This is a genomic window from Bradyrhizobium lablabi, assembly GCF_001440475.1.
GTDB classification, from domain to species: Bacteria; Pseudomonadota; Alphaproteobacteria; order Rhizobiales; family Xanthobacteraceae; genus Bradyrhizobium; species Bradyrhizobium lablabi.
This window is the reverse complement of record NZ_LLYB01000040.1, coordinates 1-12206: the sequence shown is the minus strand read 5'-3', so window position 1 is coordinate 12206 and position 12206 is coordinate 1. Positions and strand designations below refer to the sequence as shown.

Sequence of the window (12206 nt, the reverse complement as noted above, 5' to 3'; positions counted from 1 at the left end):
GCCGGTTTTTCTTGCCCTGAGGGAAGCCGCATCTGTGTTGGCGCAGGATCGGCAAAGAACGCGAGACCATTCGCGCAATCCGTTTTATCGTTTGGGATGTTTGGAGACGGTCCGCCTCCGCTCTTCGAGCTTCGGCGCGACGGCCTTCGCCCTGAGCAAACGCGGCACCTCTGCCGCGAAGGCTGGCTTGCCCTGCCGAAGCCCGATAGGAGCGAAGGCTGGTAGGCGGCGAGAGATTCGAACTCCCGACCCTCTCGGTGTAAACGAGATGCTCTAACCAGCTGAGCTAGCCGCCCTTGAGCCGCCCCTATCTACAGCGCCGCGCGGTGTGAACGCAAGCGATGCCGGCGACGACAAATGGCCCGAAACCGGCCAATTGCCGCGAAATACCTGCCATACGACGAGATCATGAAACCTTTTCTGCGCAACGGCCTGCTGGCCGTTGCTATCGCCGTCTCTGCGTTCTGGTGGTTCAAGCCGGGCTACATCGAACTCGACATTCCCACCGTCAAACACAAGGGCGGCGGTGCGTTCTGGTGGGAGCCGCACTATTCGCAAATCAGCTACGCGGATTCGCCTGGTACCTTCTATGTTCACCGGCGGGTCGGAACGGCCTATCCGCACATGCAGGGGTGGATGTCCGTCGAGAAAGTGTTCGCCCATTTCGACCGGTTGCTGCATCAGCGCGGCTGGGGCCGCACCGGCGTGCTCTCGGACAACCCGGTGATGCCAGAAAGCCGCTTGCTGCCGCCAACGGGCCTCAGGGCTTATTACCGACCCCACCAATACCTTGGCGATGCGACCATCCTCATGGCGATATGGCCGATCGGCGGCGCGACCGAGGGCCTTCACGTCGTTCTGACCACCGTCAACCCGTCACTGATGCGGCGCGTGTCACGCGCGATGGACTGAGTCTAGTCGGTCTCGCGCCCGGGCAATCCCGCGATATCGTTGATCCAGGGCGCGGCGGACCGGCACCAGATTTGCCGCGCGGGCTTGAGCTGATCGCGCTGGCGGATGCTGCCCCAGCGGATGCCCCAATCGTCCGAACCGCCATCGCCGCTGGTGAACAGCGGCGACCCGCAGGCCTCGCAAAAATGCTGAAAGCGCGTCCGGCCGTTGTCGCCCTTCTTCGCATAGACCTTCGCCGGCGCGCCCGTCATCCGAACCTGATCGGCCGAACAGATCACCGTCACCCGGTACGGCGAGCCCGTCAGGTTCTGGCAATCGGTGCAGTGACAGATCGAGACTTTCGCAGGATCGATATCGGCCTGATAGGTCACCCGCCCGCAATAGCATTGCCCGTCGATTTCCATCCCCCACCAACTCCGTCCGCCGGGCCGAGGTTCAAGCCGAGGTCAGCTCCGCACAAACAAAAACGGCGCCCGAAGGCGCCGTTTTATCATATCGGGACGGATAGGCTCAGTGGGCGGTCAGGCCGCCGCCGGCTTCCTCGCCTGCCTCGGGCTTCACGCCCACCTTGGCATCCTCTTCCCACACGATCGGCGTGGGCGTGCGGACCAGCGCCTTGGCGACCACCTCATCCAGCCTTGCGACCGGGATGATGTCCATGCCGCCCTTGATCGCATCGGAAATCTCCGTGAGATCCTTGGCGTTGTCCTCGGGGATCAGCACCGTCTTGATGCCGCCGCGGGCGGCAGCGAGCAGCTTCTCCTTCAGACCGCCAATCGGCAGCACGCGGCCGCGCAGCGTGATTTCGCCGGTCATCGCGACATCGTGGCGGACCGGAATGCCGGTCATGACCGAGATGATCGCGGTGGCCATCGCCACACCCGCCGACGGCCCGTCCTTCGGGGTTGCACCCTCCGGGACGTGGACGTGGATGTCGCGCCTGTCGAACATCGGCGGCTCGATGCCGTAGTTGATCGCCCGCGAGCGGACGTAGGACGCCGCTGCCGAGATCGACTCCTTCATCACGTCGCGCAGGTTGCCCGTGACGGTCATCTTGCCCTTGCCGGGCATCATGACGCCTTCGATGGTCAGCAGCTCGCCGCCGACATCGGTCCAGGCAAGGCCGGTGACGATACCGACCTGCGGCTCGCTCTCGATCTCGCCAAAGCGGTACTTCGGCACGCCGAGGAAGTCTTCCAGGGTCTTCTCGGTGACCTTGACCGACTTCTTCTTGGAGATCATCAGCTCCTTCACCGCCTTGCGGGCGAGTGTGGAGAGCTCACGCTCCAGGTTACGCACGCCCGCTTCGCGGGTGTAGCGGCGGATCATCAACAGCAGCGCCTCGTCGTCGATCGACCACTCCTTGGAATCGAGGCCATGCTTGGAGATGGCGTTCGGGATCAGATGCTTGCGCGCAATCTCGACCTTCTCGTTCTCGGTGTAGCCGGCGATCCGGATGATCTCCATGCGGTCCATCAGGGGGCCGGGAATATTCAGCGTATTCGCGGTCGTGATGAACATGACGTTCGACAGGTCGTAGTCGACCTCCAGATAGTGGTCGTTGAAGGTCGAGTTCTGCTCGGGGTCCAAAACCTCAAGCAGCGCCGACGACGGATCGCCGCGGAAATCGGCACCCATCTTGTCGATCTCGTCCAGCAGGAACAGCGGATTCGAGGTCTTCGCCTTGCGCATCGACTGGATGATCTTGCCGGGCATCGAGCCGATATAGGTGCGGCGGTGACCGCGGATTTCGGCTTCATCGCGCACGCCGCCGAGCGAGACGCGCACGAATTCGCGCCCCGTCGCCTTCGCGATCGACTTGCCGAGCGAGGTCTTGCCGACGCCGGGAGGCCCGACCAGGCACAGGATCGGTCCGGTCAGCTTGTTGGCGCGCGACTGCACGGCGAGATACTCGACGATGCGGTCCTTGACCTTCTCGAGCCCGTAGTGATCGGAGTCCAGCACGGCCTGCGCCTGCTCGAGGTCCTTCTTGACCTTGGACTTCTTGTTCCACGGGATCGACAGCAGCCAGTCGAGATAGTTGCGCACGACGGTCGCTTCCGCGGACATCGGCGACATCTGGCGCAGCTTCTTCAATTCGTGCTGCGCCTTCTCCCGCGCTTCCTTGGAAAGCTTGGTCTTGGCAATCTTCTCTTCCAGATCGGCGAGCTCGTCGCGACCTTCGTCGTCGCCGAGCTCCTTCTGGATCGCCTTCATCTGCTCGTTCAGGTAATACTCGCGCTGGGTCTTCTCCATCTGGCGCTTGACGCGCGAGCGGATGCGCTTCTCGACCTGCAGCACCGAGATTTCGCTCTCCATCAGGCCCAGCACCTTCTCCAGGCGCTGCGTGACGGACAACGTCTCCAGGATGCCCTGTCGATCGGCGATCTTGACGGCGAGATGCTGCGCGACCTGATCGCTGAGCTTGGCGAAATCGGTGATCGCCTGAACCACGCCGACGACTTCGGCGGAGATCTTCTTGTTCAGCTTCACGTAGCTTTCGAAATCGGACACGACCGAACGCGCCAGCGCCTCGGCTTCAACCGAGTTGGCGTCGGTGTCGGCGAGCGCAATCGCGGTCGCTTCATAGTATTCGGTGCGGTCGGAATATTTCTGCACGCGCGCGCGCTCGAGACCCTCGACCAGCACCTTCACGGTACCGTCGGGCAGTTTCAGGAGCTGCAGCACGCTGGCGAGCGTACCGACCTCGTAGATCGATTCCGGGCTCGGATCATCGTCGGACGCGTTCTTCTGCGTCGCCAGCAGGATCAGCGCGTCGTTCTTCATGACCTCTTCGAGGGCGCGGATCGACTTCTCGCGGCCGACGAACAGCGGCACGATCATGTGCGGAAAAACGACGATGTCGCGGAGCGGCAGCACCGGGTACGAATGGCTTTCGCCGAGAACGATGGTTGGCCGGGTTTTTGGGGTCGTCATGGCCTATTCCTTCTGTTTTGCCCCCTTGCACGCAGTCCGCTCATTTGCGCAACCGCCACAAGGTGCCGGGAGTTCCAGCTCGCCGGCCGCCTTTGCTGCCGTCTCTTGCCGGATGATTTTGCGACGAATCTCGAACGTGATTTCCGCCACCATTGGCATTAGGTGGCTATCGGGTATGGGGGTGTCAAGTCACGGAAAATAACCGCGAATTGCGGGTAAAACGCGTGGAAAACACGTACGCTACGGCGGCCGCCGGAAACGCCGGCAGCCGCGTTACTGGAGCTAGTGAGTTCTGGCCGGCGCGACGGTATCAGGCGCTGGCGCTGCTCTCGACGGCCCGGTCGGAACGGTCCGCGTAGATGTAGAGCGGACGGGCGGTGCCTTCGACCACTTCGCGCGAGATCACGACCTCTTCGACGCCTTCCAGACCCGGCAGATCGAACATGGTCTCGAGCAGGATGGCCTCGAGGATGGAACGCAGTCCGCGCGCGCCGGTCTTGCGCTCGATCGCCTTGCGGGCGACCGCGCCAAGCGCCTCGTCGGCGAAGGTGAGCTCGATGTTCTCCATCTCGAACAGCCGCTGGTATTGCTTCACCAGCGCGTTCTTCGGTTCGACCAGGATCTTCTTCAGCGAGTTCTCGTCGAGATCCTCGAGCGTCGCGACCACCGGCAGGCGGCCGACGAATTCCGGGATCAGGCCGTACTTCAGGAGGTCTTCCGGCTCGACGTGGCGGAAGATTTCACCGGTGCGGCGGTCTTCGGGCGCCAGAACCTGGGCGGCGAAACCGATCGAGGTCGAACGTCCCCGCGCGGAGATGATCTTCTCAAGGCCTGAGAAGGCGCCGCCGCAGATGAACAGGATGTTGGTGGTGTCGACCTGCAGGAATTCCTGCTGCGGATGCTTGCGGCCGCCCTGCGGAGGCACGGAGGCAACGGTGCCTTCCATGATCTTCAACAGGGCCTGCTGCACGCCCTCACCCGACACGTCGCGGGTGATCGACGGGTTGTCCGACTTGCGGCTGATCTTGTCGATTTCGTCGATGTAGACGATGCCGCGCTGCGCGCGCTCGACATTGTAGTCGGCCGACTGCAAGAGCTTCAGGATGATGTTCTCGACGTCCTCACCGACATAGCCGGCTTCGGTCAGCGTCGTCGCATCCGCCATCGTGAACGGCACGTCGAGAATGCGCGCCAGCGTCTGCGCCAGCAGCGTCTTGCCCGAACCGGTCGGACCGATCAGCAGGATGTTCGACTTCGCAAGTTCGACGTCGTTGTGCTTGGTCTGGTGATTGAGGCGCTTGTAGTGGTTGTGAACGGCAACCGAGAGCACCTTCTTGGCATGGCTCTGGCCGATCACGTAATCGTCCAGCACCTTGCAGATTTCCTTCGGCGTCGGAATCCCGTCGCGCGACTTCACCAGCGAGGATTTGTTTTCCTCACGGATGATGTCCATGCAGAGTTCGACGCACTCGTCGCAGATGAATACGGTGGGACCCGCGATGAGTTTGCGGACTTCGTGCTGGCTCTTTCCACAGAACGAGCAATACAGCGTGTTCTTGGAGTCGCTCGTGCCAACCTTACTCATTCCTGTCTCCGTCCGCCGTTCGATCCGTTACCCGATCGACCCATTCCGGCACTTCACCGGACATCAAGGTAGATAGAGCAAATTCCGTACCAGAAAAGACCCTAACTCAATTACGCACCCTGCTGCGAATCACGGCTCCTGGAATCCCCCGCGATCTTAACCCAGTTCACACAGCCAACCATGCTGACACCCGACTATCAAGAATTCGCTAATCGGGGCCGGATTGGCTACCCGTGACAATACCGTGATTTGTGGCGTTCGCACGGGGAGAAGTTGACAAAATCGACGGAGCGTTGCGCTTGTGCCACGCCGCAAAATCGGCACGAAAGCGGAACTTTCGGCCTGTGCAGCGCACAGGCCTGCTGCTTTCGGCCATATTTGCCGATTCAACCAACCGTTAAGGTCAACAAGGGGTGTCGCGACCCGTTACCTTACGGGGTTTTCCCCTTACCCGATTTTCGTCGTCGTCGCCTCTTCGGGACGCTTGTCGATCACCTTGTCGACGAGGCCGAAGTCGCGCGCCATGTCGGCGGTGAGGAATTTGTCGCGCTCCAGCGCATCCTCGATCGCCTTGTAGGGCTGGCCGGTGTGCTTCACGTAGATCTCGTTGAGGCGCTTCTTGAGGTTCAGGATCTCCTGCGCGTGCAGCATGATGTCGGTGGCCTGGCCCTGGAAGCCGCCGGACGGCTGATGCACCATGATGCGCGAGTTCGGCAGCGTGAAGCGCATGTCCTTTTCACCGGCCGCCAGCAACAGCGAACCCATCGAGGCCGCCTGCCCCGTGCACAGCGTCGACACCGGCGGGCGGATGAACTGCATCGTGTCGTAGATCGCAAGCCCCGATGTCACCACGCCGCCGGGCGAGTTGATGTACATCGAGATTTCCTTCTTCGGATTTTCCGCCTCGAGGAACAGAAGCTGCGCGACGATGAGTGTCGACATACCGTCTTCGACCGGACCGGTGACGAAGATGATGCGCTCTTTCAGGAGCCGCGAGAAAATGTCGTAGGCGCGTTCGCCGCGGTTGGTCTGCTCGACCACCATCGGAACGAGGTTCATGTAGGTTTCAACGGGATCGCGCATTAGTCACCCCAAGGGTTAGTAGAGGGTTAGGTCAAGAACGGCGGGGGCGTACATCCATCGGTACGGCAGGCCAATCGGCATGCTTGTCGCGCGTGGACGAACGTCCCGTGATGCAGGACTTCAACTCAGAACTCGCGTCAGCGAGCCGTTCACAGATATGAGCCAATTTCCCGGCGACAAGGCCGGGCAATTGCGAGCCGAATGGAACGAGTTCAAGCTGATTCGCAGGCGATCTCATAGCGACGGATGCCGCCGCCACTGCGCTTTCGCCGTTCATCATTAATGTCAGCCTGACCAGATCGATCAGGCTGCGCTCTTCTCGTCTTCGTCCTTGAACAGGTCCTCGCGCGTCACCTTTTTCTCGGTCACGTTGGCGAGTTCGAGGATGAAATCGACCACCTTGTCCTCATAAATCGGCGCACGAAGCTGGGCCAGCGCATTGGCATTGTTGCGATAGTAGTCCCAGACTTCCTTCTCGCGGCCGGGCATCGAACGCGCCCGTTCGATCACGGCGCGGCTGACTTCATCGTCGGTCACGGTGATCTTGTTCTTCTCGCCGATCTCCGAGAGCACGAGGCCGAGCCGGACGCGGCGGTCGGCGATCTTCTTGTACTCTTCCTTGGCAGCATCTTCCGTGGTGTCCTCGTCGGCAAAGGTCTTGCCGGAGGATTCCATCTCGGCCTTGATCGAGTTCCACATCAGATTGAACTCTTCCTCGATCAGCGACGGCGGCGCCTCGAATTTGTGGCTGTCGTCGAGACGATCGAGCAGCGCGCGCTTGACGCGCTGGCGCGTGGCGCCGGCGAACTCGGCGACCAGACGCTCGCGCGCGGCTTCCTTCAGCTTGTCGAGCGATTCCAGGCCGAGCGATTTTGCGAATTCGTCGTCGATCTTGGTCTCACCGGGGGCTTCGATCAGGGTTGCCGTGGTCTCGAACTCGGCGGGCTGGCCGGCGAGTTTCTCGCTGGCGTAGTTCTTCGGGAACGAGACTTTCAGCGTGCGCGCTTCGCCGGCGCCGATGCCGACGAGCTGCTCCTCGAAGCCCGGAATGAACTGGCCGGCGCCGATCACGACCGGGATGCCCTCGCCGGTGCCGCCGTCGAACGGCACGCCGTCGATGGAGCCCTTGAAGTTGATGGTGACGCGATCGCCGTTCTCGGCCTTGGCGCCGTCGGCCTTCGCGGCATAGGGACGGTTGTTGTCGGCGATGCGCTTGATCGCCTCATCGACCTCGGCATCGGTGACTTCGACCACCGGCTTCTCCACCGAGAAGGTCTTGAAATCGGCGAGCTGAATCGTCGGCACCACCTCGATCGCCACCGTGTAGGTCAGATCGGTCTTGCCGGCGAGCAGCTCCTCGACCTCTTTGGTCTCGGTCGGCATGGTGATCTTCGGCTCGGTCGCGAGACGAAAACCGCGGTCGGTGAAGATCTGCGTGTTGGTGTCGCGGATGGTCTGGTCGATGGTCTCGGCCATCACCGAGCGGCCATACACCTTCTTCAGGTGGGCCACCGGCACCTTGCCGGGACGGAATCCATTGAGGCGCACCTTGTCCTTCAGATCGACCAGCTTGGCGTCCGCCTTGGCATCGAGATCCGATGCGGGAACGCTGACCTTGAACTCGTGCTTCAATCCCTCGGCGAGGGTTTCGGTGACCTGCATGGTGTCAATCTTCTTCCGCTTGCGCCGGGCCAGAGCGGCCCGACAGTGTTCAAATGTCTGAGGCGTGGCCTTTCAGCCTGCGCCGGTGGTTCGGCGGACCTTCGCTCCCCGGCGGGAAGGTCCTCCAGTATCGTCATGCAAACGCTTGGATAGAGCGCTTGGTGCGGGCGGAGGGACTCGAACCCCCACAACTTTCGTCACTGGAACCTAAATCCAGCGCGTCTACCAGTTCCGCCACGCCCGCGTGAAAAGCATCCATACCCGGCCGCGATGCCGCGGGCGGCGGGCTTATAACATGAGCCTACACCTCCGCAGCAAAAAAATGGCCCTTTTTGACACCGCCGGGGCAAGGCGTCACAGCTACCATGGATACATCAGAAATGGCCCGCAACCGTCCGATGGCAAGCCCCAAATTCCCGCTGAATAGACGTGAACTTATGGCCGGTCTGGGGGCCGTCCTGACCCCTATATGGACGTCGGCCGGGTTCGCTCAAGCGGGTCCTGAGTTGCAGCTAGAGGACAAGGTTGAGAGCTTGCAATTGCGGTCCGGAGCTCCCGCAACTCCAGTCTGGGGGCTGGGAGAGCCGATTTTGAAGTTTAAGCGCGGCGATATCGTCGAAGTTGGCTGGAGGGACGGCGGCCATATCGCGATGCTCAATTGGCGCGGAATAAACGGTGCCCCGGAAGTCGAGCCACTACCGGCCAGATTGTACAAGGTGACCAAGCAGATGCCCCTGCGCCACGCTGGCACCTTTCTATGCGAACTTGGGCTCCTTGGTGATGGCACAGAACGGCCGTCACGGGCATACCCGCTCATAGTCCGGGAAAACGAGGCTGTCGCGGTCGACCGGGATGAGGTGTTGTTGATCGAGGATTGGCGAATCCGGCCGGACGGAACCGGGGTCTCCCCCGGCAGCGACCCGGCGGACGCCATGATAATCCATACAATTAACGGAAAGACCTCGTTCGATCTCTCAGCCCGAAGACATGAACGGGTCAGGCTCCGCCTTATCAATAGCTGTCAACGCTCTGTTATTGCTATCAAATTGGAAGGAATCGACGTCCGCGTGGTGGCCATCGATGGCCAGCCATCCGAGCCGTTCCAGGCCCGCAATGGAGCCGTGGTGTTGGCGCCCGGCGGGCGCGCCGATGTCTTCGTCGATTTGATTGCTCCAGCAGGCACTACCGCAGCCATCCTCCTCCATGACGGCAAGGAAGCCCGCACGATTGGCAAGCTGGTCGTCTCCAGTGATCCCCCGATCCGCCCCGCTCCGCTGCCGCCGGCCCCGCCGCTGCCTTCCAACGGCCTGCCCGAGCGGATCGAGCTCAAGGGCGCGACCCGGGTCGATCTGGCGCTCGGCGATCCCCAGGGGGAATGGGTGGCGCCGGCCAAGTTCAACGCAAATGCCCCGCCCTCTTTCCGCGCCAAGAAGGGCCGCACCGTCGTGCTGGCGCTGACCAACCGCGCCGCCATCGCCACCGTCTTCCACCTCCACGGCCATCATTTCCGCCTGCTCGACCGGCTCGATGACGGCTGGAAACCGTTCTGGCTGGATACGCTGGCGATCGAACCCGGCCAGACCCAGCGCATCGCGTTTGCCGCCGAACATGCCGGCCGCTGGCTGATCGAATCCGTCGCGACCGATTGGGCGGCGCCGCGGCTGGTGCGGTGGTACGCTGTCGAATGAGGAGCACGCCATGAGCAAACCGGTTCCTGCTATCCGCGGCGTCAAGGCGCGAAGCGTCGTCGTTCCGCTCAAGCGTCCCGTGAAGACCGCCTTTGGCGTGATCGATGTCGGGCCGCTGGTCCTGATCGATGTCGAGACCGATCAGGGCGTTACCGGCCGCTCCTACATTCTCGGCTACGCGAAGCTAACGCTGAAGCCGCTGGTACATCTGATCGAGGAGATCGGCCGCGAGCTCGTGGGCAAGCCGGTCGCGCCCTACGACCTGATGAAGGCGATGGACGCCAAGTTTCGCCTGCTCGGCTGGCAGGGCCTCGTCGGGATGGCGGTGTCAGGCCTCGACATGGCCTATTGGGACGCACTCGGCCAGATCGCCAGTCGGCCGGTGGCCGAGCTGCTCGGCGGCTCGGCAAAACGGATCAAGGCCTATGACAGCTACGGCGTCGTCGATCCCGTCGCCGACGAACGTGCGCTGCGCCATTCGCTCGAACAGGGTTTTCGCGGCATCAAGATCAAGGGCGGCGATGGCGATGCCGCTAATGACGAGCGCGTGGTCAAGGGCGTGCGCGCCCTGCTCGGCCCCGATATCGCGCTGATGATCGACTTCAACCAGTCGCTGGATCCCGCGGAAGCCACGCGCCGCATCGCCCGCCTCGAACCCTACGATCTGCACTGGATCGAAGAGCCGGTGCCGCAGGAAAACCTGTCCGGCCATGCCAAGGTGCGCGAGGCCTCGCCGACGCCAATTCAGGCCGGCGAGAACTGGTGGTTTCCGCGCGGCTTTGCCGAAGCGATCGAGCTAGGCGCCAGCGACTTCATCATGCCCGACCTGATGAAATGCGGCGGCGTCTCCGGCTGGCTGCAGGTGGCAGCCCAAGCCGAAGCCGCCAACATCCCGATGTCGAGCCACCTCTTCGCCGAAGCCAGCGCCCACATGCTCGCGGTGACACCGACCGCGCACTGGCTCGAGTTCCTGGATTTCGCCAGCGTCATCCTCGCCAAGCCGGCCGAGATCGTCGATGGCACGGTAACCGCGCGAGGGCCGGGGTTGGGGCTGGAATGGAACGAGACGGCGGTCGCGAAGTATCTGGTCGCGTAGGATAGTGGAGCGCGTTCCTTTAATCGAGACTGGAGCTCCGAAAGAACTCGGACATGCTCGAAGTCACAATTTCAATTTTCTCGAGTGGATAGGGACCCGAACTCGCGTAATCGTGAGGAACTCTTACAAGCGGCGGATCGTCAGAAGAATTTCTGAGATCCAAAAAATATGGATCTCCGGATCCCTCCGCACACCCTCCTATTGGGAGAAACCCGTAGGATAGCACTGACGTCCCGGGCTGACATTCGACACTCTCTGACACAATCTGTTCGGGCGTTAACCAGAGAACCGATGCTCCAATCCCAGACTCGTCGTGCTTCTCGTTTAAGCTGAAACCAACGCCCGCCAGCGGATGCCCTCTTAAGAGGGCCATGAGCCAGTCAGGTGTCAAACTGGTGGGCAATTGAGATTTCAAGAAATGTATGTCGCCATCCGTCGCGCGCGTGCCGCGCAGATCTAGGCTGAGCGAGCGTAGACATGAATCGAGCGTCATGACACGCCCCTTTGCTAATACTTGATCCCGAACTCGTCATAGAGCCTTCGAAACACCGCGGGCAGCACTTCCGGCAAGTCTTCCGCAATCAGCCCCGGCCCTGCTTCTCCCGCGGCCTCGCCATGCATCCAGACGCCGATGCTGGCGGCTTCATAGGCCGGCACGCCCTGCGCCAGCATTCCCGCGATCATGCCCGCCAGCACGTCGCCGGCACCTGCCGTCGCGAGCCAGGGCGGCGCGTTGGAGGCGATGATGGCGCGGCCGTCGGGTGAAGCCACGACCGTGTCCGGCCCCTTCAACAGCACCACGGCGCCGCAGCGTTCGGCGGCGGCGCGCACCCGCTCCAGTTTCGAGCGGCCGGGATGCTTGTTGCTGATGTCGCTGAACAGGCGGGGAAACTCGCCCTCATGCGGGGTCAGCACGACCTGCGGATCGTGGCTCGCCTTGATCTGCTCGAACAGCCGCTCCGGCGCCTCGGCAAAACTGGTCAGCGCGTCGGCGTCGAGGACTAGGCCGCGTTTCGCCGACAGCGCGGTGTGAACGAGATCGCGCGTGCGCGTGCCGACGCCGGCGCCCGGCCCGATCACGACGGCATTGAGCCGCCTATCGTCAAGCAGTTCGGCAAACTGGACGACGTTGTCGACGGCGCGAACCATCACCGCGGTCAACGCCGCGGCATTCACCGCCAGCGCATCACGGGGCGACGCCACCGTGACGAGGCCGGCCCCTGCCCGCAGCGCGCCGCGCGCC

The 12206-nt window shown here is 62.4% G+C and carries 9 protein-coding genes and 2 tRNA genes; 3 read left to right on the top strand and 8 right to left on the bottom strand.

All coding sequences use genetic code 11. The features are described 5' to 3' along the window. Positions 1–219: 219 nt before the first annotated feature. A tRNA-Val gene (locus CQ14_RS04060) sits at positions 220–296 on the bottom strand. 61 nt (positions 297–357) lie between these two features. Here CQ14_RS04060 and CQ14_RS04055 point away from each other — a divergent pair. Continuing rightward, positions 358–912 carry a hypothetical protein gene (locus tag CQ14_RS04055; RefSeq protein ID WP_057856653.1) on the top strand — a complete coding sequence of 185 codons (555 nt, stop codon included), beginning with the start codon at positions 358–360 and terminating at the stop codon, positions 910–912. A 2-nt stretch (positions 913–914) separates the two neighbouring features. Here the strand turns inward: CQ14_RS04055 and CQ14_RS04050 are convergent, their stop codons facing one another. From CQ14_RS04050 to CQ14_RS04025, 6 genes are all read right to left on the bottom strand, one after another. Beyond that, positions 915–1316 (bottom strand): GFA family protein, encoded by a 402-nt coding sequence (locus CQ14_RS04050; protein WP_057856652.1) that lies wholly within the window; start codon positions 1314–1316, stop codon positions 915–917. Positions 1317–1422: 106 nt separating this feature from the next. Next, positions 1423–3849, bottom strand: a complete 2427-nt coding sequence (gene lon, locus CQ14_RS04045) for an endopeptidase La (protein ID WP_057856651.1) — start codon at positions 3847–3849, stop codon at positions 1423–1425. Positions 3850–4159: 310 nt separating this feature from the next. After that, positions 4160–5434, bottom strand: a complete 1275-nt coding sequence (gene clpX / locus CQ14_RS04040) for an ATP-dependent Clp protease ATP-binding subunit ClpX (protein ID WP_057840487.1) — start codon at positions 5432–5434, stop codon at positions 4160–4162. 447 nt (positions 5435–5881) lie between these two features. Then, the gene (locus CQ14_RS04035) at positions 5882–6517 is read right to left on the bottom strand and encodes an ATP-dependent Clp protease proteolytic subunit (protein WP_057856650.1); all 636 of its coding nucleotides are present in this window, start codon (positions 6515–6517) and stop codon (positions 5882–5884) included. 303 nt (positions 6518–6820) lie between these two features. Next, positions 6821–8179: a trigger factor gene (tig, locus tag CQ14_RS04030; RefSeq protein WP_057856649.1), complete on the bottom strand. Its 1359-nt coding sequence runs from the start codon at positions 8177–8179 to the stop codon at positions 6821–6823. A 159-nt stretch (positions 8180–8338) separates the two neighbouring features. Beyond that, positions 8339–8423, bottom strand: a tRNA-Leu gene (locus CQ14_RS04025). A gap of 346 nt (positions 8424–8769) precedes the next feature. Between CQ14_RS04025 and CQ14_RS04020 the strand changes: the two genes are divergently transcribed. Both CQ14_RS04020 and CQ14_RS04015 read left to right on the top strand, forming a co-directional pair. Next, the gene (locus CQ14_RS04020; protein ID WP_347337114.1) at positions 8770–9867 is read left to right on the top strand and encodes a multicopper oxidase family protein; all 1098 of its coding nucleotides are present in this window, start codon (positions 8770–8772) and stop codon (positions 9865–9867) included. A gap of 10 nt (positions 9868–9877) precedes the next feature. Beyond that, positions 9878–10963, top strand: coding sequence for an enolase C-terminal domain-like protein (locus CQ14_RS04015; protein WP_057856648.1), 1086 nt, complete (start codon positions 9878–9880; stop codon positions 10961–10963). 507 nt (positions 10964–11470) lie between these two features. Here the strand turns inward: CQ14_RS04015 and CQ14_RS04010 are convergent. Beyond that, on the bottom strand, positions 11471–12206 hold a 736-nt coding region (locus tag CQ14_RS04010), incomplete at its 5' end, for an NAD(P)H-hydrate dehydratase (RefSeq protein ID WP_063800296.1).

Coding starts and splice junctions, on each gene's coding strand:
- CQ14_RS04055 (WP_057856653.1), top strand. CDS start 358: ATGGCCCGAAACCGGCCAATTGCCGCGAAATACCTGCCATACGACGAG.
- CQ14_RS04050 (WP_057856652.1), bottom strand. CDS start 1,316: ATGGAAATCGACGGGCAATGCTATTGCGGGCGGGTGACCTATCAGGCC.
- lon (WP_057856651.1), bottom strand. CDS start 3,849: ATGACGACCCCAAAAACCCGGCCAACCATCGTTCTCGGCGAAAGCCAT.
- clpX (WP_057840487.1), bottom strand. CDS start 5,434: ATGAGTAAGGTTGGCACGAGCGACTCCAAGAACACGCTGTATTGCTCG.
- CQ14_RS04035 (WP_057856650.1), bottom strand. CDS start 6,517: ATGCGCGATCCCGTTGAAACCTACATGAACCTCGTTCCGATGGTGGTC.
- tig (WP_057856649.1), bottom strand. CDS start 8,179: ATGCAGGTCACCGAAACCCTCGCCGAGGGATTGAAGCACGAGTTCAAG.
- CQ14_RS04015 (WP_057856648.1), top strand. CDS start 9,878: ATGAGCAAACCGGTTCCTGCTATCCGCGGCGTCAAGGCGCGAAGCGTC.